We start from the raw sequence: 23,768 nt of genomic DNA, 5'->3' as shown, positions 1-23,768 counted from the left end.
GGTGCGGGTGCTCGTGCTCGGCGCGAACGGCCAGGTCGGCCGCGCCCTCACCGCCGCCCTGCCCGACGCCGTGGGCCTCACCCGCGCACAGTGCGACATCGCCGACCCCACCGGCGTCGACTGGGCGGCGTTCGACGTCGTCGTCAACGCCGCCGCGTACACGAAGGTCGACGCGGCGGAGACCGCGCAGGGCCGCGTCGACGCCTGGCGGGCCAACGCGGGCGGGCCGGCCGCCCTCGCCGCACAGGCCCGGGCCCACGGCACCACGCTGGTGCACCTGTCCAGCGAGTACGTCTTCGACGGCGCCCACGACGGGCCGATCCCGGAGGACGCGCCGGTGGCCCCGCTGGGCGCGTACGGCGCGTCCAAGGCGGCGGGGGACGTCGCCGTCGCCGGGGTGGATCGGCACTACCTCGTCCGCCCGACGTGGGTCGTCGGCGACGGCACCAACTTCGTGCGCACCATGCTCGGGCTCGCGGGCCGCGGGATCGAGCCGACGGTCGTCGCCGACCAGGTCGGGCGCCCCACGTTCGCCTCCGACATCGCCGCCGCGATCGTCCACCTGGTGACGACCGGCGCCCCGTTCGGCACCTACCACCTCACCGGGGGCGGCGAGCCGGCGTCCTGGGCCGACGTCGCCCGTGCCGTCTACGCCCTCGCGGGGCGCGGCGACCTGCGCGTCACCGACACCAGCACCGCGGAGTACTTCGCCGGCAAGCCGGAGTCCGCCCCCCGACCGCTGAACAGCGTGCTCGACCTCGACCGCGTCCGGGCCGCCGGCGTGGTCGTCCCCGACTGGCGTGAGCGGCTCGCGGAGTACGTGGCGCAGGCGTAGCCGTCGGCCGTCACCGTCACGGCGCGAGGACGATCCCAGACGAGTTCGGTCCGGGGTGTGGCGACCCGCGGTCCTCCCGGGGCACAATTGTGGCCATGACCGTCGAGCCGCTGCGCAACGTGCGAGACCACCTCTCGGAGTTCGTCGACCGCGCCGAACGCGAACACGAGCGGGTCGTGGTCACCCGCAACGGACGACCGGCCGCCGTCCTCATCGGCTACGACGATCTCGCCGGGCTCGAGGAGACGCTCGACATCCTGTCCGACCCCGATGCCCTCGGTGAGATACGGCGAGCCGAGGCCGAGGTGGCGCGCGGGGAGGGGATCCGCGGGGTCGACGCCGTCCGCGCCCTCCGCCCGCGCCGTGGGTGAGCCCTACGACCTACGCCTCGCGCCTGCGGCGACCCGCACGATCCAGAACACGCTTCCGGAGGCCGTCGCCGCCGCCGTGATCGAGTTCGTCACCGGCAGCCTCGTCGCCAACCCGCGCCGCGTCGGGAAGCCGCTCGCGCGCGAGCTGCGGGGCAGGTACTCCGCCCGGCGGGGAGCGTTCCGGATCATCTACGCGATCGACGACGCCGACATGCTCGTGACGGTGTTGCGGGTCGAGCACCGGGCGGATGTCTACCGGCCCCGCTGATCCGGGCATCACCGCGCCTTGAGCGGCTCCCACCAGTCCCGGTTCGCGGTGTACCACTCCACCGTCTCTGCCAGGCCCCGCTCGAACGGCACCCGCGGGGCGTAGCCCAGCTCGTCGGCGATCTTGCTCCAGTCGACGCTGTAGCGGCGGTCGTGCCCCAGCCGGTCGGCGACCTTCTCGATCATCGACTCGTCCGCGCCCACCGCAGCCACCAGCCGGTGGGTGAGCTCGCGGTTGGTCAGCTCGGTGCCGCCGCCGATGTTGTAGACCTCGCCGTCGCGGCCCTTCTCGGCCACGAGCTGGATGCCGCGGCAGTGGTCGTCGACGTGCAGCCAGTCGCGCACGTTGAGGCCGTCGCCGTAGAGCGGCACCTTCTTCCCGTCGAGCAGGTTGGAGACGAACAGCGGGATGACCTTCTCCGGGAACTGGTGCGGCCCGTAGTTGTTCGAGCAGCGCGTGATGCAGACCGGCAGGCCGTGGGTGCGGTGGTAGGAGCGGGCCAGCAGGTCCGACGACGCCTTCGACGCCGAGTACGGCGAGTTCGGCTCCAGCGGGTGCGTCTCGGGCCACGAGCCCTCGTCGATCGAGCCGTACACCTCGTCGGTGGAGACGTGCACGAACCGGCCGACCCCGGCGTCCAGCGCCGCCTGCAGCAGCACCTGGGTGCCGACGACGTTGGTGGAGACGAAGTCGGCCGCGCCGGTGATCGAGCGGTCGACGTGCGACTCGGCCGCGAAGTGCACCACCACGTCGGTGCCCGCCATCGCGGCGCCGACCACGGCGGGGTCGCGGATGTCGCCGTGGACGAACGTGTGGCCGTCGGCGGGGAGGTTGGTGCGGGTACCGGCGTAGGTGAGCAGGTCGAGCACCACCACCTCGGCCCCGGCGAAGGCCGGGTACTCCCCGGCCAGCAGCGAGCGCACGTAGTGCGACCCGATGAACCCGGCCCCGCCGGTGACCAGGACCCTCACCGGTGCCGCTCCGCGACCGCCATGACGTACTCCCCGTATCCGGACTTGCCCTGTGCCGCGCCCAGCGCGTAGCAGGCGTCGGCGTCGATCCAGCCACGCTCCAGCGCGATCTCCTCCAAACACGCGATCCGCACACCCTGCCGGTGCTCGAGCACCTGCACGTACTGGCCGGCCTCCAGCAGCGAGTCGTGGGTGCCGGTGTCGAGCCAGGCGAAGCCACGCCCCAGGTCGACCAGGCGGGCGGCGTCCTTGTCGAGGTAGGCGCGGTTGACGTCGGTGATCTCCAGCTCGCCGCGCGCCGACGGCGTGAGGTCGCGGGCGACGTCGACGACCCGGGCATCGTAGAGGTAGAGCCCGGTGATGGCGCGGTTGGAGCGCGGCCTCGCCGGCTTCTCCTCGATGTCGGTCAGCCGGCCGTCGGCGTCGGCGACGCCCACGCCGTAGCGCTCGGGGTCGCGCACCGGGTAGCCGAACAGGACCGCGCCGTCGTCGCCCCGCTCGACGCCCGCGATGCAGGCGCGCAGCGTCTCGGCGAAGCCGGGCCCGTGGAAGATGTTGTCGCCCAGCACCAGCGCCGCCGGCTCGCCGTCGATGTGGTCGGCGCCGATGAGGAACGCCTGCGCGATGCCGTTCGGCTCGGGCTGCGCGGCGTAGGACAGCCGCAGGCCCAGCTCCGCGCCGTCGCCGAGCAGGCGGCGGAACAGCGGCTGCTCCTCCGGCGTGGTGATCACCAGGATGTCGCGGATCCCGGCCAGCATCAGCACCGAGAGCGGGTAGTAGATCATCGGCTTGTCGTAGACGGGCAGCAGCTGCTTGGAGACCGCACGCGTGATCGGGTGCAGCCGGGTACCGGCCCCGCCCGCGAGGATGATCCCCTTCACGCGTAGACCGCCACCGTCAGCGCCCCGAGCCACCCCAGCGCCAGCACCTGCAGCACCCGGTCGCCCAGCGCGATCTCCTCCGGCTCCCCCCCGTTGCCGTTGTCGACGTCCACCGCGTACCGCAGGACCGCCACCACGAACGGGACGATCGAGACCGCCGACCAGATCGGGTTGTTCTCGGTCTCCCGGATCTCGAACGCCCACAGGCTGTAGGTGGTGATCAGCACCGTCGCCGACAGACCCCAGACGAACCGCAGGTAGGACGCCGAGTAGCTCTCCAGCGACTTGCGGATCTTCGCGCCGGTCTTCTCCGCCAGCATCATCTCGGCGTAGCGCTTGCCGGCGACCATGAACAGCGACCCGAACCCGGCGACCAGCAGGAACCACTGCGACAGCGCGATCCCGGTGGCCGCGCCGCCCGCGATCGCGCGGAGCAGGAACCCGGACGCGACGATGCAGATGTCGAGCACCGGCTGGTGCTTGAGCCAGAAGCAGTAGGCCAGCTGCACGGCGACGTACACCGCGAGCACCGCCACCAGCTGGACGCTCGCGAGCAGGCTCAGCGCGACGGCCGCGGCCAGCAGCACGACCGCCACCGCCACCGCGACGCCGGGCGGGACGATCCCCGCGGCGATCGGCCGGTGGCGCTTGGTGGGGTGCACGCGGTCGGCCTCGACGTCCTTCGCGTCGTTGACCAGGTAGATCCCCGACGCGGCCAGCGAGAACGCCACGAACGCGATGGCGAGCTGGAACCCGATCCCGGGCCGCAGCAGGTCACCCGCCGCGAACGGGGCGGCGAGCACGAGCACGTTCTTGACCCACTGCCGCGGGCGCATCGTCTTGAGCACCCCCCGCGCGACACCCATCGGCGTGCGGGCGGGGGTGACGGCGGCGGGCGGGATGTCGGTGGTGCTCATCGGGTGCTCCTCCGGGCGACGCGCCGGGCTCCCGCGGCGACGGCGGCGCCGAGCAGCGAGCCCGCGACGACGTCGCTGGGGTAGTGGACGCCGAGCACGAGCCGCGACAGCGCCATGGGCGGGACCAGCACGGCGACCAGCGGCCGGTGCAGCAGCGCGCCGAACAGCACGGCGGCCGCGGTCGTCGACGTGGCGTGGGCCGACGGGAAGCTCAGCGTCGACGGGGTGCCCACCCGCACCTCGACGGCCGGGTCGTCGGGCCGGGGCCGGCGCACCACGCGCTTGACGCCGATCGAGGCGCCGTGCGCGAACGCCACCCCGGCGGTGGCGACGAGCCACTCGCGCCGGCGCGGCCGGTCGAGCAGGGCGCCTGCGGTGCCAAGTGCGAGCCAGCCCGCGGCGTGCTCACCGAACAGGGACATGCCCCGCGCCACGCGCACCACCGCCGGGGGGCCGACGGTGCGCTGCACCGCACTGAGGGCGCGCAGCTCGGCGGCACGGACTTCGGACTGGGCCACGAGGGGGCCTCCACGGGCCGGGCGGGGTCGAGCGGGCCGGCCGATCAGGGGTTGCTTGGGCGACGGCGATCCTACGCGCGCGCTCAGAACCACCGTTCGAGCACCAGCGCCAGTCCCTCGTCGGCGTTGCTGGCGGTGATCTCGTCGGCCACCTCGCGCAGCACCGGGTGCGCGTTGCCCATCGCCACCCCGTGCCCCGCCCAGCGCAGCATCTCCAGGTCGTTGGGCATGTCGCCGAACGCGACGACGTCGGCCACCTCGACGCCGAGCCGCCCGGCCACCTCCGCCAGCCCGGTGGCCTTGGTGACGCCCGGCGCCGACATCTCCACCAGCCCGCCGGGGTGGGAGAACGTGAGGTCGGCCCGGTCGCCGACGACGGGGGCGAGCGCGGCCATCATCGCGTCGCTGTTCAGCTCGGAGCAGCGCACCAGCATCTTCACCGCGGGCAGGGAGAGCAGGTCGGAGCGTTCGGTGACCAGGTTGTCGGAGTCGGGCCAGGCGTGGCGGTAGGCGGGCTCGGCGACGAACGCGGCCGCGCCGCGCGCCCCGTCGCCGACGCGCTCGACGGCCAGCCCGCCGGTCGGCAGCACCTGCGCGACGGCGTGGGCGAGGTCGGCCAGCGCGTCGGGGTCCAGGGTCTGCGACCAGAGCACCCGGTCCTCGACGGCGTCGTAGAGCACCCCGCCGTTTGCGCACACCGCGTACCGGCCCACCCCGACGGCCTCGACCACCGGCGGCACCCACCGCGGCGGGCGGCCGGTGACCAGCACGAACCCCACCCCCGCCGCCACCGCCCGGCCGATCGCCGCGGCGGTGCGGGGGGTGACGCGGTCGAAGGGGTCGAGCAGCGTGCCGTCGACGTCGGACGCGACCAATCGGGGAGCCTGCACCCGCCCAGCCTACGGAGTGCGCGGCGGCGGGCCGGGCGACCGCTCACCTCCCGACCGGCTCCCCCTCGTCCAGACGGACCGGCATGAGCAGCGAGAACGACCCGGCGGAGCGGATGGCCACGGGGGCCAGCGGGCCGTCGAGCTCGAGCCGGAGCTGCCCGGGCCCGCCCGCGTCGGCGGCCTCCAGCAGGAACTCGACGTTCAGCCCGACCCCGTCGGACCCGGCGCCCGCCACGAGGCGCCCCGCGGCGTCCACGGAGAGCACCGTGACCTCGGCGCCCGCGACGCGGCGCGTCCCCCCTGCGGCGACCGCGGCCCGCAGCTGCGCGGCGTCGACCGGGATCCCGCCGTCGGAGGGTGCGGGGAGCAGGCGGCGGTGGTCCGGGAACGGCCCGGGCAGCAGGTCGTGCACCCGGCCGTCGACCGCGACGGTGGCGGCGTCCACCCGGAGCTCGACGTCGGCGTCCCCGGCGTCGATGGCCAGGTCCGCCGGCACCACGACCGCGCGCGGCGGCCCGTCGACCGTCCGGGTCGCCGCGGTGGCCACCGCGAGCCGGTAGCGGTCGGTGGCCACCAGCGTGGCCGCGTCGGCGCCGACGTCGAGCAGCACGCCGTGCAGCGCCGGGAACTCCGGGTCGGAGCCGACGGCGAACCGGACGGCGCGCAGCGCGTCGGCCAGGTCGGCGGCGGGCAGGCGTACGACGGTGGGGGTCATGGGGTTCTCCTCCGGGGCGAGCAGGTCGCGGACGGTGGAGAGCTCGCGACGGGCGGCCGCCACCCCCTGTTCCAGCCGGTGCAGGTGCCCGGCCAGCAGGGCGTCGACGGCATCGGGGTCGTGCCGGTGCTCCAGCACCTCCCGGATCCCGGCCAGCGGCATCCCGACCCGCCGCAGCGACGCCACCAGGCGCGCGACGACGAGCTGGTCGGGTGCGTAGCGCCGGTAGCCGCTGTGCGGGTCGACGTGCGCGGGCCCGAACACGCCCGAGCCGTCGTAGAAGCGCAGCGCGCTCACCGTCAGGCCCGACTCCCGGGCCATCGCCCCGATGCCGCGCCAGCTCCCGCTCTCCACGCCGTCGAACCTCCCGCCTCGACCTGGTCGAGGGTCAACCCCTCAGACCCGGACGACCCGCAGCCCGGCGATCCCCTCGATCGCCTCGAAGTCGCCGTCCTGCGTCACGACGGGCAGGTCCCGGGACGCGGCACACGCGGCGATCCAGAGGTCGTTCACGTTCGCCCGTCGACCGGTTCCGGCGAGCTCGACACGCATCAGCGCCCAGGTGTGCGCGGCCGCCTCGTCGATACCGAGCAGCTCGACGTCACCCACGGCGTCGAGAGTCAGCATCCGCCGGGCGCGGGTCTCGACGTCGACCGCGGCCAGCACCCCCGCCCGGAGCTCGGCCAGCGTGACGACCGAGACCGCCGACTCCTCCGGGAGCAGGTCGGTCCGCATCGGACGCCCGCTCTCCGCCGCGATGAAGACGCTGGTGTCGAGCAGCCCCCTCACCGGATCGGCCCCAGGTCGTCGGTCGTGTCGCCGGCCAGGCGGGCGAGGTCGTCACGCAGGCCGGGGTCGGCCTGGGCGCGGCTCAGGCGCGCGGCGAGCTCCGCCCGCCCGATCCAGGCGCGCCGGGCCCGCTGGACGGGCACCAGCTCGGCGACGGGCCGCCCGTTGACGGTGACCGTCACGCGCTCGCCGTCCTGGACCCGGCGCAGGACGCCCGCGGTGTCGTTGCGCAGCTCACGACTGGGGACCTCGGTCATGCTACGACCGTAGCAGTTGCGTAGGCCACTAGATGATCGCGAAGGCCACCACGAGCCCGAGCGCCAGGTGCGCGGCGGAGATGAGAAAGCTCTGCGGCACGACGCGGTCGGCGGCCAGCACGGCCCCGATGTCGATGCCCATGACCCACTCCACCAGCCGCACGGCGCCGACCTGGGCGAGGATCCCGATGACGCCGAAGACCGCGGTCTGGATCAGGCCCTCGGTGAGGAAGCCCGAGGAGGTGTAGATCGCCGTGACGACGATCAGCGCCATGCTGACCATCCCCGCCGCGGTGATCACCACGGCGTTCGGCAGGCCCTCGCGGACCATCACGTTGAGCTTGCCCGGCGTCGTCAGGTCGACGGCGTAGAAGCCGAGCAGCATCAGGATGACGCCGAGGACGGCGTAGAGCAGGATCGCGCCGATCCCGACGCCGATCACGGAGAAGAAGCCCGGGTTGATCATTTCGGAGGGGAGCCTTTCAGGAGGGGATGCGGTGGGGGACGAACGCCGCGCCGTCGTCGGTGACCAGCCCGACGGTCTCGCGGATGCCGAGGCCGGCCGCCGTGTCGCCGACGACCCACGCGCCCAGCGCGGGCCGGAAGCCGTCGAACTCCGGCAGCGGGGAGAAGAGCTGGTAGACGTAGCCCTCCTCGCCGTAGATCCCGCCGGTCTCGTGCTCGGAGCCGGGCGAGACGATCGAGATGTTGGCGCCCTCGCGGCCCAGGCGCGGCTTGCGGACGTACTCGGTGAGCAGGCCGGGCTGGTCGAGGTAGGCGGGCAGCAGGTTGGGGTGGCCGGGGTACATCTCCCACAGCACCGCGAGCAGCGCCTTGTTGCTCAGCACCGACTTCCACAGCGGCTCGACCCACAGCGTCTCGGGGAGGCTGCGCAGCACGTGCTTGCCGAAGTCGTCGGTGACGACCCACTCCCACGGGTAGAGCTTGAACACCGCGGCCATCGGCGCCTCCTCGAGGTCGACGAAGCGGTCGAGCACCGCGTCCCAGCCGATGTCCTCGATCGCGAGCCCGACGGTGTTCAGGCCCGCCTCCGCGGCGGTCTCCTGCAGGTAGCCGACGGTGACGTGGTCCTCGCCGCTGGCGTCGGCGCCCGACCACGTGAAGTAGATGTCGTCGCCGGGCAGCCGCGCCCGGAGCTCGCCCCAGCGCTCGACGAGCTTCTCGTGCAGCGAGTTCCACTGGTCGTCGTCGGGGTGGGCGTCCTTGAGCCAGTACCACTGCAGCAGGCTGGCTTCGAGCAGCGTGGTGGGGGTGTCGGCGTTGTACTCCAGCAGCTGCGCCGGGCCGGAGCCGTCGTAGCGCAGGTCGAAGCGGCCGTAGACGTGCGGGTCGCTGCGCCGCCACGACGCCGCCACGCCCTCCCACGCGTACTCCGGGATCGCGAAGTCGCGGAACCGCTCGGTCGTGACGACGTGGTCGACGGCCTCCAGGCACATCGAGTGCAGCACCTCGACGTCGGCCTCCAGCGACAGCACCTCGTCCATGGAGAACGTGTAGTGCACCGACTCGTCCCAGTACGGCCGGGCGGCGCCACGGGCGCCGCGGCCGGGCGCGCCGAACACCATGCCCTGCCTGCGGACGGTGTCCTCCCAGCCCGCGCGCGGCTCACCCCGGTGCCGCTCCACCTACGAGCCGCTCGACGATCCGCCGCCGGAGACGCCCAGCCCACCGCGGGACACGCCGCTGCTGCTCGACGCGCGCGGGGAGACGTCGCGGCCCGACGACGTCGTGACCCGCGTGCCGTCGGCCGGGACGCTCGTGGTGCCGCCACTCACGCGGGTGCCGACGGTGCCGGTGCCGCCGTAGTTGTAGTGGTACTGCCGCCCGCCGCCGCCGATGAAGATCGGGTAGAAGCCGCCGCCGTAGCCCCCGTTGTTCGCCACCGGCGTGACGCAGTTGGAGTCGTCGACGATCTCGTCGGTCTCCTCGTCGACGCACTGCGCCCGGATCTCCTCCTGCGGCCGCGCCACCGCGTAGCCGACGGCGATCAGCGCGACCACCCCGACCGTGACACCGGCCCCGACGAGGATCCGCCTGCGCTTCTTCTGCCCGCGCTCGGCGTCGTCGGCCGCCTGCCGCGCCTGCGCCTCCTGCCGCCGCAGCGCCTGCTCCCGGGCGCGACGCTCCGCGAGCGTGGGCTCACGCGGTGTGGTCGAGTCGTCCTGGAACCGCATGCTGCCCGGCTCCGGACGCTCCTCGTCGTCGCCCATGACCGCCCCCTCACAGATCGGCACGCGCGCGCACCGTACCCGGACCGGCCGTCGTCCCGGACACGGACGTTCGCAGCACGCGGGCGACCGATGACCGCGCCACGGCGGCCGCGACGGGGAGTGACCGGGAAGGTCACGGCATGATGACGGTCGTCATGGACCGAACCCTCACCGCTCCCCGGCCCGTGCGTGACGACGACGCTCCCCCGCTGCGCCCGTCGTCCGCACCCGCGCCGGGTGGACGCGCACCCAGCCCCTCCGTGCACCCCGTGCGCCGTGTCGTCACCGGCGTCGTCGTCGGTGCCCTGGTCATGCTGGGCGCCGCCACGCTCGACACCTTCACCGGCGCCGAGGTGCCCGTGCTGGGCACGTTCGCCGCCGTGGCCGCGCCGCCCGACGTGCCCGAGGTCGTCGAGGTGCAGGCCCCGCCCGCCATCCCCGGCACCTGCCTGACCTGGACACGGCCCGACGCCGTCGACACCGCGCTGGTCGACTGCGCCGAGCCCCACCTGTTCGAACAGGCCGGCACGGTCGTCCTCGCCGACCAGGTGGCGCTGCCGGACGACTCCACGTGGCGCCAGCTCGTCGACGAGCGGTGCGGGCCGGTCGTCATGACCTACCTGAACAACGTCTTCGACCCCGACGGCCGCTACCGCGTGGGCGCGCTCAAGCCGTCGCCGTCGAAGTGGGAGCAGGGCGACCGCGAGCTGCGCTGCGGCCTGCAGAGCGCGTCGCGCTCCGGGGCGCTCTACCCGATGACCGGGCGCGTCGCCGACGGCGACCAGGCCGCCGTCCAGGAGCCGGGCGTGTGCCTGGGGATCGACGGCCCCCGCGTCGGCGACCCCGTGTCGTGCGCCGGGCCGCACGCGCTGGAGACCGTCGGCATCGTCGACATGGCGGCCGACTTCCCCGACGGCTACCCCGCCGTCGAGGCGCAGGACGCCTACCTGCAGCCCAAGTGCAACGAGATCGCGGCCGCCTACGCGGGCGGGCCGACCGTCGTCGCGGACAAGGGGCTGACGGTCTACTGGAACAACGTCAGCGAGGCGTCCTGGGCCGCGGGCACCTACCGGGTCAACTGCAACGTGGCGGCGCTGCTGCCCGACCGCACCGGGTTCGCGCCGGTCACCGGCCCCGTCACCGGCGACGTCGTCATCGGCGACCAGCCGGCCCCGCCGGCCTCCGACACCCCCGACGCCGGCATGCCCGCCCCGCCGACCACCGCCCCGGCGCCGACCCCCGCACCCTCCGACGGCGCCGTCCCGCCGCCGAGCGACGCGCCGCCCGCCGGGGAGCTGCCGGAGGTGCCGGTCGAGGTGCCCGTCCCCCTCGACGGGACCTGACGGCCCGGTCGTGGAGATGACCCGGCGGCGCTTCGAGGAGCTGGTCGCCGACGCGCTGGACACGATCCCGGCCGAGCTCACCCGGGCGATGGACAACGTCGTGGTGCTCGTCGAGGACCGCAACGACGAGGACCCCGAGCTGCTCGGGCTCTACGAGGGCGTCGCCCTGACCGAGCGCACGTCGTCCTACGGCGGGGTGCTGCCCGACCGCATCTCGGTCTACCAGGACGCCATCCTGGAGATCTGCGCCGACGCCGACGAGGTCGTGCACGAGGTGGCGGTCACCGTGGTGCACGAGGTGGCCCACCACTTCGGCATCGACGAGGACACCCTGCACCGGCTCGGCTGGGGCTGACGCCGGTCAGTCCGGCGGGCCGCCGGCCGTCACGTCGCCGACGACCGGGACCGCGGTGTCCCAGTGCTCCAGCGCCCACCCGGCGGCGGGGGTGCCGGTGAGGATCACCAGGCCGGTGTTGGGGACGTAGAGCGTCTCGGCGGTGTCGCCGAGCAGCGCGGCGCTCGCCAGCCGGATCGCGGCGCCGTGGCTGGCGATCAGCACCGTGCCGTCGACGCCGCCGGTGAGCCGTTCGACGGCGGGCAGGAACCGCGCGCGCAGGTCCAGCGCCGACTCCCCGCCGGGCAGGTGGGCACGCAGGTCACCGGCGAGCCAGGCGTCGTAGACGGCGTCGAACCGCTCGCGCGCCTCGTCGTCGCCGCGGCCCTCCAGGTCGCCGCAGAACACCTCGTGCACGCCGTCGACGACCTCGACGGCGAGCCCAGCCACCGCCCCGACCGGGGCGGCCGTCTGCTGGGCGCGGGTCGCGGTCGAGGCGTGCACGGCGTCGATCCGCTCGCCGCGCAGCCGCTCCCCCAGCGCCGCCGCCTGGGCCAGGCCGAGCGCGTTGAGCGGGGGGCCGGGCGGGGCGGAGTCGAGGACGCGCCCGACGTTGGAGTCGGTCTGGCCGTGCCGCGCAAGGATCAGGCGCGTCACCGGCCGACGCTCCCCGCGCGCAGGCCGTCGAGCCAGGCCTGCGCCCGCGCGAACGCCGAGTCGGTGGCCGCGCCCAGCGGGGCCGCCGGGTCCGGGCCCCCGGACGCCGCCGCCCCGTTGCCGGCCCGGGGGAACGAGCCGAGGAAGCGCACATCGTCGCAGCGGCGGTGCAGGGCGGCCAGCGCCTCCCCCATCGCGGGCTCGGCGACGTGGCCGGTGCAGTCGATGTGGAACCAGTACTCCGCGTGCCGGTCCTTGATCGGGCGCGACTCGATGCGGGTGAGGTCGATCCCCCGCACCGCCAGCTCGGTGAGCAGCCCGAGCAGCGAGCCCGGCCGGTTGCGCGTGGTGGCCGCGAACGTCGTGCGGTCGTGGCCGGTGGGCGCGGGCGGCGGGCCGGGCGGGGCGACCAGCACGAAGCGGGTGACGGCGCCGGGGTTGTCGGCCACGTCGTCGACGGCGATCTCCAGGCCGTGCTGCTCCGCGGCGAGCGGGGCGGCGACGGCGGCGTCGAGCTCGCCGCGCGCGACCTGCGCCGCGGCCTCCGCCGTCGAGGTCGTGAGCAGCACCTCCGCGGCGGGCAGGTGCGCGGCGAGCCAGCCGCGGGTCTGCGCGACGGCGTGCGGGTGCGAGCCGACGCGGCGGACGTCGGCGGTGCGGGTGCCGGGCCGGACCATCACCGCGAACCGCACCGCGACCAGCGCCTCGCGGACGATCACCAGCGGCGGCGAGTCGACGAGCCCGTCGAGCACCGCCCCGACCGCCCCCTCGACGCTGTTCTCGATCGGCACGCAGCCCGCGTCGACCTCGCCGGAGCGGACCGCGGCGAGCACCGCCGGGCTGCCCGCGCACGGCACCAGCTCGGCGTCACGGGATTCGGGGAGCGACCGCAGCGCCTGCTCGGTGAAGGTGGCGTGCGGCCCGAGGAACGCCAGTCGACCCACGACCCGGACCCTAATGCCCGCTCGACGCCCGCCCGTCAGCGGGACAACAGACCCAGCCCGGCCAGCGCGGTGCCGGGGGCCGGGTCGGCGCCGCAGCGCGAGAGCAGGCCGCGCACGCCGGAGACGGCCCGCTCCGACCAGTCGCCGATCTCCGCGGCGAGTGCCGCGCCGTCGGTGCTGCGCAGCGCGCCGGCGACGTCGCCCCCGCCGAGCGCACGGGCCACCGCCACCAGCAGGTTGACGATGCCGTGCCGGCGGCCCCCGCCGCCCTCGACGCGCACCGCCTCGTGCAGCCCGAGCGTCGTGAACCCGCGACCGGTCCCGGCGACGACGCGCACGAACCGCTCGACGTCGGCGGTGGAGGGCGCGTCGGTCGGCCGCGGCCCGCCGCAGCGCAGCCTCGGCGCGCAGCCCTGGTCGGCGACGCGGCGCACGGCGTCGAGCCAGGCGTCGGTGCCCGCGGGGTCGTCGGGGGCCGGGCGGCGCGGCTCGACGACGGCGACGACGTCCTCGGGGACGAACTCCGCGACGCGGTCGAGCCACACCGCGTCGACGTCCGGGGGCGCGGCGGTCTCGACCGTGCGGGGGGCGAGCAGGGCCGGGCGCGACAGCACCGTCGACAGCGCCTTGGGCACGGCACCCAGACCCGTGTCGACGACGATCGAGAGGTCGACGGGGCGGGCCGGGGCGGCGCGCGCCAGCTCCTTGACCAGGGCGGGCAGCCGCGACACCGGGCAGACGAGCTGGCCGACGAGGCCGCTGAACGCGCCGTCGCGGGCGGCGAGGTAGCGGGCGACGACCTGCTCGACCGGGCTCCCCTCGCGCGGCCCCAGCAGGCCGGTGTCGTCGACGAGCCCGGCGAACAGCGGGGGCACGGACCAGGGCCCGGTTCCGGCCGTCGGCTGCGTCGTCACGGCCACAGACGCTAACGGGTCGGTCACGGCCGTCGTGCAGCGCCTGATGCTTGCGCGACGATCACCGGAGAAGCTAGCTTAGGCTCACCTAATTCGGAGGTGCCTCTTGGGAACCACGCGACTGCGGCGGCCACCCGCCCCGACCGACGGCGAGCGCGCCCGCAGCCTCACCGCGCGCGGGGCCGGGGCGGCGGCACTCGTCGGCACCGGCTCGCCCGTCGCGCACCCCCTGGCCCAGCACGTCTACGCCGACGGCTCGGCGGTCCTGCTCCTGTCCGACGACGAGCCGGTGCTGGCCCGGCTGGCCCGCGACGGCGAGCTGGCCGTGATGCTGGAGCTCGCCGACACCGCGCCGGTGGCCCTGCGCGAGCCCGTCCGCGGCCTGCTGTGGATCACCGGGCACCTCACCGCCGTCGACGCCGGACGCGCGCGGCGCATCGCGGTCGGGCTCAGCGAGCACCACCCGAGCCCCGCCTGGCTGGAGCTCGGGCACGGCGCGGTGCTGGTGCGCCTGACGCCGGGCTCGGCCGTGCTGTCCGACGCCGAGGGCACCGCCGCGCTCGCCCCCGTCGACCTCGCGGCGGCCCGGCCCGACCCGTTCTGCCGCTACGAGCACCACTGGCTCGGGCACCTGGAGGCCGCGCACCCCGAGGTGTTCACCGCGCTGGCGCGGCACCTGCCCCCCGCGCTGCGCGACGCCCGGGACGTGCGGGTGCGCCCGCTCGGCGTCGACCGCTGCGGCCTGCGCCTGCGCGTCGAGACCCCCGACCGCGACCACGACGTCCGGCTCGCCTGGGAGGCGCCGATCAAGACCGTCGAGGAGCTGCGGACGCAGTTCCAGCGGATGGTCGGGTGCCTCCACCGGCCGGGCTGAGCCGCCGGCAGCCCGGGGATCAGGCCGGGTGCAGCGCCCGGATCCGGCGGGTCACCGCGCGCTCGGCCACGAACGACGCGATCGGGACCGTGCCGGCGAGCAGCACCACCAGCGCCTCCAGCGGCTTCGCCCGCACCCGCTCGGCCAGAATCAGTGTGCAGACGATGTAGAGCATGTAGAGGAAGCCGTGCGTCACACCGACGACCGCGACCGGGCCCGGCGTGTCGAAGAAGTACTTCAGCGGCATCGCGACGAACACCAGCACGAGCAGACCGATGCCGGTGACCCACGCGGCGACGCGGTAGTTGCGCAGAGCGGTCGGGATCGACACGGGCCGTCCTATCGGGGGTCGCGCTCGGCGAGCTGCCGGAGCATCTGGTTGTAGGCGACGAGCCGGGGGTTCTCGGCGTCGTCGAGCTCGGGGACCGCGACGCGGGGGCGGGCGGTGAACGGGCTGTCGGCAGGCGGGGCCTCGACCGGGACCGGGGCGGGCTCGGCGGGGGCCGGCTCCTCGACGGCCGACTGCGCCTCCATGCGCAGCAGCCGCCACCACATGACCCCGAAGAACACCGCGAACACCGGCCACTGCACGCCGTAGCCGACGTTGAGGGCGCTGCCCAACGCCGACCCGGCCCGCTGCCACTGCCACACCGCGAGCCAGCCGCAGGTGGCCATCGCGCCGAGCGTGAGCAGGTGCCACATCATCCAGCGAGGGGACAGGGCCAGCCGCAACACGCCCGCCAGACTACGCCGTTGGTAGCGTCGCGACGTGCGCACACCCCTGGTGACCGACCCGCGTACCCGCCGCACGCTGGGCACCGAGGTGCTGGTGGTGCTCACCGTCACGCTCGGGCTCTCGGCGCTGCGCAGCGCGCTGAGCCTGGTCGACTCGCTGCTGCAGACCGTCCCGCTCAGCGAGCAGCAGGTGGCCCTCAACGCCCCCGCCGCGCAGGCCGACCTCGTCGACCTCGCGCTGCAGCTGGTGCGCGTGCTGCAGCTCGTCGGCTGGGGGGCGTTGGGGGCGTACCTGCTGGTCCGGGGCGGGATCGCGCTGCGCGCCGTCGGCCTGGACGCCCGCCGCCCCGGCCGCGACGCCCTGGGCGCCGCCGGTCTCGCCGCGCTGATCGGCGTCCCCGGGCTCGGGCTCTACCTCACGGCGCGCGCGCTCGGCGTCAGCCTGACGATCGCGCCGTCGACGCTCGACCAGAGCTGGTGGCAGCTCCCCGTCCTGATCCTCTCCGCCCTGGCGAACAGCTGGGCCGAGGAGATCGTCATGGTGGCCTACCTGATCACCCGGCTGCGCCAGCTCGGCTGGTCGGAGAACGGCGCACTGCTGGTCCAGGCACTGCTGCGCGGGGCCTACCACCTCTACCAGGGGCTCGGCGGGTTCGTCGGCAACGTGGTGATGGGGCTGGTGTTCGGGCGGGTGTGGCAGCGGACCAACCGGCTGTGGATGCTGGTCGGCGCCCACGCCCTGATCGACGTGGTCGCCTTCGCCGGCTACGCCCTGCTGGCCGGCCGGGTGGGCTGGCTCCCCTGACCCCGCCCCCTGAATTGCAGGAAGGCCACCTTCACGCAATCTAGCTGCGTGAAGGTGGCCTTCCTGCAATTCGAGCGGGGGGTCAGAGCGCCAGGATCTGGTAGCGCATGCGGGCCATCATGTTCTCCGGGCCCGGCTGGATGCCGCTGGCGGTCCACAGGTCGTCGATGCGGCCGCCGATGTCCTCGGGGTCCCAGCGCTTCCCGTCGTTCTTGACCTCCGCGACGCTGGTGAACGGCTGGAAGATCTCGATGCTGTCGCCCTGCACCCCGAACACCTTGCCGCTGATGTGCGCGGAGGCGTCGGAGCAGAGGAACGCGACGAGCGGGGCGACGTTCTCCGGGGCGAAGAAGTCGAACTCGCCGCGGGCGATGGCGGCGTCGCGGTCGTCGCGGAACTCCTGGGGCATGAGGTCGAGCGTCATGGCCGTGAGCGCGGTGGGGGCGATCGCGTTCGACGTGATGCCGCCGCGCGCGCCCTCCATGGCGACGATCGTGGAGAACGCGGCGATGCCGGCCTTGGCCGCGCCGTAGTTGCTCTGGCCGAAGTTGCCGAGGATCCCCGACGTCGACGCCGTGTGGACGACGTGGCCGGGCTGCCCCGCCTCCTTCCAGTGCCGCACCGCGGCGCGCGTCGGCAGGAAGTGGCCGCGCAGGTGCACGCGGATCACCGCGTCCCAGTCGTCCTCCGACAGCTTGGCCAGCGTCTTGTCCCGCAGGATCCCGGCGTTGTTGACCAGGCCGTCGAGGCGGCCGAACTCCGCGACCGCGGTGGCGACGAGCGAGTCCGCGACCGCGGCGTCGGCGACGTCACCGCTCGCGGCCACCGCCCGCCCGCCGGCGGCGACGATCTCCTTCGCCACCGACTCACCCGTGCTCGGGTCGAACTCGGCGACGACGACCGCGGCACCCTGCGCTGCGCACTCCAGCGCCTCGGCGCGACCGATCCCGCGGCCGGCACCGGTGACGATGACGACCTTGCCATCCAGAAGTCCCATGCGCGGAGCATATGACCCGCCGGTAACACCTGCCGCCGCGGACCGGCGTGACGTCCGCCGCCCCAGCTGCTAACGCAGCGTGACCTGCTTGCCCGCGAGGGCGTCACGGGCGCGACGCTCCTCGGAGGTGAGCGGCGTGGTGTCGGCCAGCGCCGCCGCCAGGCCCGCGGCGAAGTCGGTGACGGGCTTGGACCACTCCGAGGGGTGCAGCTCCCGGTCGAGGTCCCACACCGGCACCAGCAGGCCGTGGGCCCGGAACGAGCCCGCGTACCGGGTGCCCTCACCCAGGCCCAGCTCACCGCGCGCCTGCAGGCGGGCGAGCGCGGCGACGATCTGCTCCTCCGGCTCGGGACGCACCCAGCGCAGGTGCGCCTTCGTGCCGGTGTCGACCCAGTAGGCGGCGCGCACGCCGTCGCCCTCGACCGCCTCCGTCGGCATGATGACGGCGTTGGCCCGCTCGACGGTGGCGAGCACCTCGGCGCTCGGCTCGGTCCCGTCCTCGGGGGCCACCCACCAGGCGAAGTCGGAGTGCACGGTGAGCTCGAGGGGGGCGTCGACGTCGATGAGGTCCTGCAGCCGGTCGGTGCCGGTGAGGCCGGGGCCGACGACGGGCAGCGCCGTGCCGGGCTCGGCCGCGAGGCCCCACTCCAGGGCGCGGGCCAGGTCGGCCGACAGGTCGCCGGAGCGGGTCTGGACCTGCATGCCCAGCAGGACCTCGCCGCCCGGGCGGACCAGCGCGGCCGACGCCCCCGGCAGCACCGACGCGATCGTCACCGAGCGCTCGGCCGGGGTCCGCAGGGGCAGCGGCGCGGTGGCCGAGGGCAGGAACTCGCGGAGCGCGACGAGATCGCACTCCACCGCCAGGCCCGCGAACGGCCGGGTGACGATGACGTCGTCACCCGCGCCGTGACAGGCCTTGTAGCGCTTGCCGGAGCCGCAGGGGCAGGGGCGGCGCGGGTTCTCGCCCGCCGGGGCCGCAACACGTGTCTTCTTCGCCATGGTTCGGGAAACGCTAGCGGGGCCGCGGCGCCGGATTCGGGCGGGGTGCGAACGAGTCCTGCTTCGGCCGCGCCGCGACGGCCGGCCGGCCGGCCGCACCGGCCCCGGTCAGCGACCGGACCTCCATCTCGGCGAAGCGTCGGTCCGCGTCGTCGTCGCGCGGCCCGATGAACGTGCCGACGATGCCGAGCAGGAACGACAGCGGGATCGACACGATGCCCGGGTTGGCCAGCGGGAACAGCGCGAAGTCGACGCCGGGGATCATCGAGGTGGGCTGCCCCGACACCGCGGGCGAGACGATCACCAGGAACACGGCCGCGCCCATGCCGCCGTACATGCTGTAGAGCGCGCCGGTGGTGTTGAACCGCTTCCAGAACAGCGAGTACACCAGCGAGGCCATGTTCGCCGACGCGGCCACCGCGAACGCGAGGGCGACGAGCACGGCCACGTTCTGCCCGTTGGCCAGGATCCCGCCGCCGATCGCCAGCAGCCCGACGACGAGCGCCGTGCGCCGCGCGACGCGGATCTCCTCGGCGGAGTCGACCTTGCCCTTGCGGATGACGTTGGCGTAGACGTCGTGGGCGAACGAGGCCGAGGCCGCGATCGTCAGCCCGGCGACGACGGCCAGGATCGTCGCGAACGCCACCGCGGCGACGATGCCGAGCAGCAGCTCCCCGCCGAGGCGGAAGGCGAGCAGCGGGGCCGCGGAGTTCGACGCCCCCGGCGACGCGGCGATGGTGTCGGCCCCGACCAGCGCGGTCGCGCCGTAGCCGATGACCAGGATGCAGAGGAAGAAGCCGCCGATCAGCCAGATCGCCCAGACCACCGAGCGGCGGGCCTCCTTGGCGTTCGGCACGGTGTAGAAGCGCATGAGGATGTGCGGCAGGCTCGCCGGGCCGAGCACCGCGGCCAGCGACAGCGAGATGAAGTCGATCTTCGACAGCTCCGTGCGCCCGTACTGCAGGCCGGGCGCGAGCAGCGCCTCACCCGCCTCGGGGCTGTTGTCCACGGCGGAGCCCAGCAGGTTCGAGAAGTTGAAGCCGTAGCGCCCGAGCAGCCAGGCGGCCAGCACCAGCCCGGTGACGATGAGCAGGTTCGCCTTGACGATCTGCACCCACGTGGTCCCCTTCATGCCGCCCACCAACACGTAGACGATCATCAGGGCCCCGACGACGGCGATCACGACGCTCTGCGCGAACCGGTTCGAGTTGGGGATGCCCAGCAGCAGGGCGATCAGACCGCCCGCGCCCGCCACCTGCGCGACGAGGTAGAGCACCGACACCAGCAGCGTCGAGGTGGCCGCCGCGCTGCGCACCGGGCGCTGCCGCAGCCGGAAGCTCAGGACGTCGCCCATCGTGTAGCGGCCGGTGTTGCGCAGCCACTCCGCGACCAGCAGCAGCGCCACCAGCCAGCCGACGAACGAGCCGATGGCGAACAGCAGGCCGTCGTAGCCGAAGACGGCGACGGCGCCCGCGATGCCGAGGAACGCCGCGGCGGAGAGGTAGTCCCCGGCCAGCGCGACGCCGTTCTGCGCACCCGTGAAGTTGCTGCCGCCGGTGTAGTAGTGGGCCGCGGTCCGGTTGCCGCGGCCGGCACGGAACACCACCACCAGGGTCAGCAGCACGAATGCGCCGAAGATCGTCACGTTCACGACGGGGTTTCCCACCGTGGCCTGTTGCGCGAGGAGCACGTCGTCGTCCTTCCGGGGCAGAATGCGGGCACGGCCCGTGACAGGTCCAACGACGCCGGATGCGTCAGGTAACCGGTCGGTCACGTTGAGAGGTGTCGGTTGTCCCTGTTCGATCCCGCGGACGGCGCGTTCCTCGCCGATCCCTACCCCGCGTTCGCGCTGCTGCGCGCGCTCGCCCCGGTGCACGACCACCCCCTGCTGGGCACGCCCGTCGCGGTGTCGCACGCGGCCTGCTCGGCGCTGCTGCGGGGCCGTGACCTGGGCCGCATCTGGGCCGACGCCGAGCCCGCCGCCGAGTTCGGCGCGTTCAACCTGCTGCACCGCAACTCGCTGCTCGAACGCGAGGGCGAGCCGCACCACCGGCTGCGCGGCCTCGTCGCGGGGGCGTTCAACCGCGGGCACACCGCCCGGCTGGAGCCGTGGGTCCGCGGCCTCGCGGGCCGTCTCGTCGACGACCTGGCGGCCGGCGTCGCCGCCGACGGCCGCGCCGACCTGATCGCCGGGCTCGCCGCCACGCTGCCGGTGGAGGTCATCGCCGAGCTGCTCGGCGTCGCGGGGCCGGAGCGGGAGGCCCTGCGCGGCTGGTCGAACACGATCGTCGCGATGTACGAGCCGGGCGTCGACGACGGGCGCCGCGCCGCCGCCGAGCGGGCGTCGGCGGAGTTCGTCGACGCGCTGCGCGGCCTCGCCGAGCACCGCAGGCGGCACCCGGGCGAGGACCTGGTGAGCGACCTCGTCGCCGCCGGGGTCGACTCCGACGAGCTCGTCGGCACCGCGGCGCTGCTGCTGATGGCCGGGCACGAGGCCACCGTCAACGTCATCGGCAACGGGGTGCTGGCCCTGCTGCGTCACCCCGTCCAGTGGTCGGTGCTGGCCACGGCACCGCTCGCGCCCGCCGTCGAGGAGCTGATCCGCTACGACCCGCCGCTGCAGCTGTTCGAGCGCACGGCCGTGGTCGACACGGTGGTGGCGGGGCACCCGGTGCCCGCCGGCACCCGCATCGCGGCCCTGCTCGGCGCGGCCGCCCGCGACCCCCAGGTGTTCGAGCGGCCCGACGAGCTCGACGTCACCCGCATCCACAACCCGCACCTGGGGTTCGGGCTCGGCGTGCACTACTGCCTGGGCGCCCCGCTGGCCCGCCTCGAGGTGGCCGCCGCGCTCGACGCCCTGCGCACCCGGATGCGGGGCCTGACCCTGGCCGCGGAACCGCAGCGGCGCCCGAGCTTCGTGATGCGCGGCCTGCGGACCCTGCCCGTCACGACCTGACGGCGACCAGCAGCTCGCGACGGTCGGCCCGCGCGGGGGCGAGCAGGCGGGTGAGGTGGGTGACCAGCACCGCGGTGACGCCCGCGACGACCGCGGCGAGCAGGTCGAGCACCCCGTGCAGGACGACGCCGTCGGCCCGGGCCTGGACGCCGGTGCGCAGGCCCCACAGCAGCACCACGGCCGACAGGACGATCCCGGCCGCCCACAGGGCCCACCACACCAGCAGCAGGCGCGACGGCCGCGGCCGCTCACCCGCGGGCCGGCCGAGCGCGGTGTGCTCGATCTCGGCCAGCACCGAGCCGGGGACGGCGAGGTTCACCCCGGGCACCACCCAGCCGAGCACGACGTCACGGGGGCGCCGGGACGCCACGACGCCCGCGCCGTGGGCGGCGGCCGCCGCCGCCCGCACCGACCACAGCACGACGAGCGCCCCGGCGAACACCGTCAGGATCGGCGCGATCGTGCCCGCGGAGATCACCAGCGCGTCGGAGGCCGCGACGACCTGGGCGCTCAGCGCGTCGGAGCGGCTGGCGAGGAGCAGGCCGTAGCGCCAGGCCTCCGACCCGGCCGCGACCAGCGCGACCGCCGCCGTCGCCCACAGCAGCGGCACGACGGTGCCCGCGACGGAGCGGGCGGCGTGCAGGGGGCCGGGCGCGTCCGGCCCGGACGTACGCACCCAGGGCAGGGCCGGGTAGCCGCCGGTCGGGCGCAGCCGGTAGCGCGGGGGCCCGGTGTAGGGCCGGCGCGGGGCGGGCACGGCGGGCGGCTCGTCCGGCGCGGGCGGGTGCGCCACCCACTCCAGCGCGGCCAGGTACCGGCCGCAGTAGGGGCAGAACGGACCGGCCTCCGGCGACGACGTGCGACGGCACCGGGGGCAGGTCTGCGTTCCGGGGGGCACGGGAGGGGTCAGACGATCGCCGGGGTGGCGCCGCCCTCGGCGACGACCGGGCGGCCCTGCGCGGCCCAGACCTGCATCCCGCCCTCGACGTTGACGGCCGGGTGACCCTGCGCGGCGAGGTACTGCACGACCTGCGCCGACCGGCCACCGGAGCGGCAGACGACGTAGAGCGGGTCGTCGGCGGGCACCTCGGACAGGCGGGCGGTGAGCTGGGACATCGGGAGGTGCCGCGCGCCGGGTGCGTGGCCCGCGTTCCACTCGTCGGGCTCGCGGACGTCGAGCATCGCGGCGTCGGCGGGCACCTGGGCCACCGGCACGGAAGGAACGGTCATGGCGCGGATCCTCCCACGCCCGGCGGTCAGGACCCGGTGAGGATCAGCGCAGCAGGGCCTTCTCCGAGCCGGCGCCGGTGAGGGACCGGACCTCCATCTCGGCGTACCGGGCGTGGTCGAAGTCGCGCGACCCGCCGACGTAGGTGCCGACGATCCCGAGCAGGAACGACAGCGGGATCGACACGATGCCCGGGTTCTCCAGCGGGAAGAACGCGAACCCGCCGTTCGGCAGGATCACGCTGCGCGGCCCCGACACCACCGGCGAGAAGACGATCAGCAGCACGCAGCTGACCAGGCCGCCGTAGATGCTGAACAGCGCGCCCATCGTGTTGAACCGCTTCCAGAACAGCGAGTACAGGATCGTGGGCAGGTTGGCCGACGCGGCGACGGCGAACGCCAGGGCCACCAGGAACGCGATGTTGATGCCGTTGACCAGGATCCCGCCCGCGATCGCGACGACCCCGACGACCAGCGCCGTGATCCGGGCGACGCGCACCTCGGAGTCGGGCGACGCCTCGCCCCGCTCGATCACGTTCGCGTAGACGTCGTGCGCGAACGACGCCGACGCCGTGATCGTCAGGCCGGCGACGACCGCGAGGATCGTGGCGAACGCGACCGCGGAGATGATGCCGAGCAGGATCTCCCCGCCGAGCTGGTAGGCCAGCAGCGGCGCCGCGGAGTTCCCCCCGCCGGGGGCGGCCGCGATGGCCTCCGGCCCCACCAGCGCCGCGGCACCGTAGCCCAGCACGAGCGTGAACAGGTAGAACACGCCGATCAGCCAGATCGCCCAGACCACCGAACGGCGGGCCTCCACGGCCGTCGGCACGGTGTAGAAGCGCATGAGGATGTGCGGCAGGCCCGCGGTGCCGAGCACGAGCGCGAGGCCCAGGGAGATGAAGTCGACCGGGTTCGTGTACTGCAGGCCGGGCGTCAGCAGGGCCTCGCCGCGCCCGGGGCTGTTGGCGACGGCCCGGCCGAGCAGGTCAGACAGGTTGAACCCGACGATGCCGAGCACCCACGCCGTCATCACCGCGGCGCCGACGATCAGCAGCCCCGCCTTGATGATCTGCACGTAGGTGGTGCCCTTCATGCCGCCCACCAGGACGTAGACGATCATCAGCAGGCCGACGACAGCGATCACGACGCTCTGCCCGACGCGGTCGGTGTTGGGGATCTGCAGCAGCAGCGCGATCAGCCCGCCCGCCCCGGCCATCTGCGCGAGCAGGTAGAAGAACGACACCACCAGCGTCGACGTGGCGGCCGCGGCGCGGACGGGCCGCTGCCGCATCCGGAACGCCAGGACGTCGCCCATCGTGAACTTGCCGGTGTTGCGCAGG

Annotated in this window: 30 protein-coding genes; 8 read left to right on the top strand and 22 right to left on the bottom strand. The window is 74.5% G+C overall.

Going from position 1 to position 23,768, the window contains the following annotated elements:
• Position 1 precedes the first annotated feature (1 nt).
• From PHY01_RS27775 to PHY01_RS21420, 3 genes are all read left to right on the top strand, one after another.
• Positions 2-835, top strand: a complete 834-nt coding sequence (locus PHY01_RS27775) for an SDR family oxidoreductase (protein WP_246086052.1) — start codon at positions 2-4, stop codon at positions 833-835.
• Positions 836-930: 95 nt separating this feature from the next.
• Positions 931-1,206, top strand: coding sequence for a type II toxin-antitoxin system Phd/YefM family antitoxin (locus PHY01_RS21425; RefSeq protein ID WP_141281196.1), 276 nt, complete (start codon positions 931-933; stop codon positions 1,204-1,206).
• Positions 1,199-1,474 (top strand): type II toxin-antitoxin system RelE family toxin, encoded by a 276-nt coding sequence (locus PHY01_RS21420; protein ID WP_246086051.1) that lies wholly within the window; start codon positions 1,199-1,201, stop codon positions 1,472-1,474. The genes PHY01_RS21425 and PHY01_RS21420 overlap by 8 nt, the downstream gene beginning before the upstream one ends.
• Before the next feature lie 8 nt (positions 1,475-1,482).
• On the opposite strand, the gene rfbB is transcribed toward PHY01_RS21420, so the two are convergent.
• From rfbB to PHY01_RS21365, 11 genes are all read right to left on the bottom strand, one after another.
• The gene (gene rfbB, locus PHY01_RS21415) at positions 1,483-2,445 is read right to left on the bottom strand and encodes a dTDP-glucose 4,6-dehydratase (RefSeq protein WP_141281192.1); all 963 of its coding nucleotides are present in this window, start codon (positions 2,443-2,445) and stop codon (positions 1,483-1,485) included.
• Complete coding sequence (gene rfbA, locus PHY01_RS21410; RefSeq protein WP_141281190.1) at positions 2,442-3,326, bottom strand: glucose-1-phosphate thymidylyltransferase RfbA; 885 nt, start codon at positions 3,324-3,326, stop codon at positions 2,442-2,444. The genes rfbB and rfbA overlap by 4 nt, the downstream gene beginning before the upstream one ends.
• Positions 3,323-4,243, bottom strand: a complete 921-nt coding sequence (locus tag PHY01_RS21405; RefSeq protein WP_141281188.1) for a decaprenyl-phosphate phosphoribosyltransferase — start codon at positions 4,241-4,243, stop codon at positions 3,323-3,325. The genes rfbA and PHY01_RS21405 overlap by 4 nt, the downstream gene beginning before the upstream one ends.
• Positions 4,240-4,761, bottom strand: a complete 522-nt coding sequence (locus PHY01_RS21400; protein ID WP_370467333.1) for a phosphatase PAP2 family protein — start codon at positions 4,759-4,761, stop codon at positions 4,240-4,242. The genes PHY01_RS21405 and PHY01_RS21400 overlap by 4 nt, the downstream gene beginning before the upstream one ends.
• 83 nt (positions 4,762-4,844) lie before the next feature.
• Positions 4,845-5,651 carry an HAD family hydrolase gene (locus PHY01_RS21395; protein ID WP_141281186.1) on the bottom strand — a complete coding sequence of 269 codons (807 nt, stop codon included), beginning with the start codon at positions 5,649-5,651 and terminating at the stop codon, positions 4,845-4,847.
• Positions 5,652-5,694: 43 nt separating this feature from the next.
• Positions 5,695-6,720, bottom strand: a complete 1,026-nt coding sequence (locus PHY01_RS21390) for a DNA polymerase III subunit beta family protein (protein WP_218030271.1) — start codon at positions 6,718-6,720, stop codon at positions 5,695-5,697.
• A gap of 42 nt (positions 6,721-6,762) precedes the next feature.
• Positions 6,763-7,155, bottom strand: coding sequence for a type II toxin-antitoxin system VapC family toxin (locus tag PHY01_RS21385; RefSeq protein WP_218030270.1), 393 nt, complete (start codon positions 7,153-7,155; stop codon positions 6,763-6,765).
• Complete coding sequence (locus PHY01_RS21380) at positions 7,152-7,412, bottom strand: type II toxin-antitoxin system Phd/YefM family antitoxin (RefSeq protein ID WP_141281184.1); 261 nt, start codon at positions 7,410-7,412, stop codon at positions 7,152-7,154. Before PHY01_RS21380 ends, PHY01_RS21385 begins: the two co-directional genes overlap by 4 nt.
• Before the next feature lie 28 nt (positions 7,413-7,440).
• Positions 7,441-7,878, bottom strand: coding sequence for a DUF350 domain-containing protein (locus PHY01_RS21375; RefSeq protein ID WP_141281182.1), 438 nt, complete (start codon positions 7,876-7,878; stop codon positions 7,441-7,443).
• A gap of 16 nt (positions 7,879-7,894) precedes the next feature.
• Positions 7,895-9,058 (bottom strand): glutathionylspermidine synthase family protein, encoded by a 1,164-nt coding sequence (locus tag PHY01_RS21370; RefSeq protein ID WP_141281180.1) that lies wholly within the window; start codon positions 9,056-9,058, stop codon positions 7,895-7,897.
• On the bottom strand, positions 9,059-9,667 hold the full coding sequence (locus PHY01_RS21365; RefSeq protein ID WP_246086050.1) for a hypothetical protein: 609 nt from the start codon (positions 9,665-9,667) through the stop codon (positions 9,059-9,061).
• A gap of 116 nt (positions 9,668-9,783) precedes the next feature.
• Here PHY01_RS21365 and PHY01_RS21360 point away from each other — a divergent pair, with 116 nt between their 5' ends.
• Both PHY01_RS21360 and PHY01_RS21355 read left to right on the top strand, forming a co-directional pair.
• Positions 9,784-10,986: a septum formation family protein gene (locus tag PHY01_RS21360; RefSeq protein ID WP_141281178.1), complete on the top strand. Its 1,203-nt coding sequence runs from the start codon at positions 9,784-9,786 to the stop codon at positions 10,984-10,986.
• 16 nt (positions 10,987-11,002) lie between these two features.
• Entirely contained in the window at positions 11,003-11,341 is a 339-nt protein-coding gene (locus tag PHY01_RS21355; protein ID WP_141281176.1) for a metallopeptidase family protein, read from the top strand.
• Positions 11,342-11,347: 6 nt separating this feature from the next.
• On the opposite strand, the gene PHY01_RS21350 is transcribed toward PHY01_RS21355, so the two are convergent.
• From PHY01_RS21350 to PHY01_RS21340, 3 genes are read right to left on the bottom strand one after another with little or no spacing between them, the layout of a single operon-like run.
• Complete coding sequence (locus PHY01_RS21350; RefSeq protein WP_141281174.1) at positions 11,348-11,977, bottom strand: histidine phosphatase family protein; 630 nt, start codon at positions 11,975-11,977, stop codon at positions 11,348-11,350.
• Positions 11,974-12,921: a prephenate dehydratase gene (pheA, locus tag PHY01_RS21345; RefSeq protein ID WP_141281172.1), complete on the bottom strand. Its 948-nt coding sequence runs from the start codon at positions 12,919-12,921 to the stop codon at positions 11,974-11,976. The genes PHY01_RS21350 and pheA overlap by 4 nt, the downstream gene beginning before the upstream one ends.
• A 35-nt stretch (positions 12,922-12,956) precedes the next feature.
• A complete protein-coding gene (locus PHY01_RS21340) occupies positions 12,957-13,835 on the bottom strand; it encodes a hypothetical protein (protein ID WP_141281170.1) in 879 nt (292 codons plus the stop codon).
• Between the two features lie 106 nt (positions 13,836-13,941).
• Between PHY01_RS21340 and PHY01_RS21335 the strand changes: the two genes are divergently transcribed.
• A complete protein-coding gene (locus PHY01_RS21335; RefSeq protein ID WP_141281168.1) occupies positions 13,942-14,709 on the top strand; it encodes a DUF2470 domain-containing protein in 768 nt (255 codons plus the stop codon).
• Between the two features lie 19 nt (positions 14,710-14,728).
• On the opposite strand, the gene PHY01_RS21330 is transcribed toward PHY01_RS21335, so the two are convergent.
• On the bottom strand, positions 14,729-15,040 hold the full coding sequence (locus tag PHY01_RS21330) for a DUF3817 domain-containing protein (protein ID WP_141281166.1): 312 nt from the start codon (positions 15,038-15,040) through the stop codon (positions 14,729-14,731).
• A gap of 8 nt (positions 15,041-15,048) precedes the next feature.
• Positions 15,049-15,444 carry a hypothetical protein gene (locus PHY01_RS21325; protein WP_141281164.1) on the bottom strand — a complete coding sequence of 132 codons (396 nt, stop codon included), beginning with the start codon at positions 15,442-15,444 and terminating at the stop codon, positions 15,049-15,051.
• A 34-nt stretch (positions 15,445-15,478) separates the two neighbouring features.
• Between PHY01_RS21325 and PHY01_RS21320 the strand changes: the two genes are divergently transcribed.
• Positions 15,479-16,249, top strand: a complete 771-nt coding sequence (locus tag PHY01_RS21320) for a CPBP family intramembrane glutamic endopeptidase (RefSeq protein WP_246086049.1) — start codon at positions 15,479-15,481, stop codon at positions 16,247-16,249.
• Between the two features lie 82 nt (positions 16,250-16,331).
• Here PHY01_RS21320 and PHY01_RS21315 read toward each other — a convergent pair whose 3' ends face one another.
• The 3 genes from PHY01_RS21315 to PHY01_RS21305 all read right to left on the bottom strand — a co-directional run bounded on the left by PHY01_RS21315 (position 16,332) and on the right by PHY01_RS21305 (position 19,935).
• On the bottom strand, positions 16,332-17,246 hold the full coding sequence (locus PHY01_RS21315) for an SDR family NAD(P)-dependent oxidoreductase (RefSeq protein WP_141281162.1): 915 nt from the start codon (positions 17,244-17,246) through the stop codon (positions 16,332-16,334).
• Between the two features lie 69 nt (positions 17,247-17,315).
• Positions 17,316-18,245, bottom strand: coding sequence for a DUF5926 family protein (locus tag PHY01_RS21310; protein WP_141281160.1), 930 nt, complete (start codon positions 18,243-18,245; stop codon positions 17,316-17,318).
• 13 nt (positions 18,246-18,258) lie between these two features.
• Complete coding sequence (locus tag PHY01_RS21305; RefSeq protein WP_141281157.1) at positions 18,259-19,935, bottom strand: monocarboxylic acid transporter; 1,677 nt, start codon at positions 19,933-19,935, stop codon at positions 18,259-18,261.
• A 105-nt stretch (positions 19,936-20,040) separates the two neighbouring features.
• Between PHY01_RS21305 and PHY01_RS21300 the strand changes: the two genes are divergently transcribed.
• Complete coding sequence (locus tag PHY01_RS21300; protein ID WP_141281341.1) at positions 20,041-21,201, top strand: cytochrome P450; 1,161 nt, start codon at positions 20,041-20,043, stop codon at positions 21,199-21,201.
• Here PHY01_RS21300 and PHY01_RS21295 read toward each other — a convergent pair.
• The 3 genes from PHY01_RS21295 to PHY01_RS21290 form a co-directional block, all read right to left on the bottom strand.
• Complete coding sequence (locus tag PHY01_RS21295) at positions 21,191-22,099, bottom strand: DUF4328 domain-containing protein (RefSeq protein WP_170183918.1); 909 nt, start codon at positions 22,097-22,099, stop codon at positions 21,191-21,193. The genes PHY01_RS21300 and PHY01_RS21295 overlap by 11 nt on opposite strands.
• Before the next feature lie 8 nt (positions 22,100-22,107).
• A complete protein-coding gene (locus PHY01_RS26675) occupies positions 22,108-22,431 on the bottom strand; it encodes a rhodanese-like domain-containing protein (protein WP_170183917.1) in 324 nt (107 codons plus the stop codon).
• A gap of 43 nt (positions 22,432-22,474) precedes the next feature.
• A partial coding sequence (locus PHY01_RS21290) for a monocarboxylic acid transporter (RefSeq protein ID WP_141281153.1) occupies positions 22,475-23,768 on the bottom strand: 1,294 nt, incomplete at its 5' end.

Source organism: Pseudonocardia hydrocarbonoxydans, assembly GCF_006539565.1.
Lineage (GTDB): Bacteria > Actinomycetota > Actinomycetes > Mycobacteriales > Pseudonocardiaceae > Pseudonocardia > Pseudonocardia hydrocarbonoxydans.
This window is presented reverse-complemented; position numbering and strand designations above follow the sequence as displayed.